Origin of the sequence: Deinococcus alpinitundrae (assembly GCF_009982895.1) — a bacterium.
In the GTDB taxonomy this organism is placed as follows: Bacteria; Deinococcota; Deinococci; order Deinococcales; family Deinococcaceae; genus Deinococcus; species Deinococcus alpinitundrae.
In genome coordinates this window covers 1-256 of record NZ_WXZL01000359.1, presented here as the reverse complement: position 1 = coordinate 256, position 256 = coordinate 1, and the positions used below count along the sequence as shown (strand labels likewise).

Sequence of the window (256 nt, the reverse complement as noted above, 5' to 3'; positions counted from 1 at the left end):
AAAGTGTTTAAATGTTCTCGCAAAGCTCGCTGCACTTGAAAAGCCATTTTGCAATGCTATATCAGTAATCGTTTCATCTGTGTATGTCAAATCGAGTTTCGCATGCTCAATTCGCGTCGTATTTAAGAAATGCTGGAATCCTACACCTAGCGATTCTGTAAACTTTTTAGACAGATGGCTCTCTGACCACCCAACATATTCGCTTAATTCCGAAAGGCTTAAATCTTCATGAAAATGTAACTCGATATAGTCGCAT

General features: G+C 38.7%; 1 protein-coding gene. It reads right to left on the bottom strand.

Annotation, left to right across the window (positions count from 1 at the left end; all coding sequences use genetic code 11):
• The coding region (locus tag GUI70_RS25960) for a helix-turn-helix transcriptional regulator (protein ID WP_161884605.1) at positions 1-256 on the bottom strand (256 nt) is incomplete at both ends.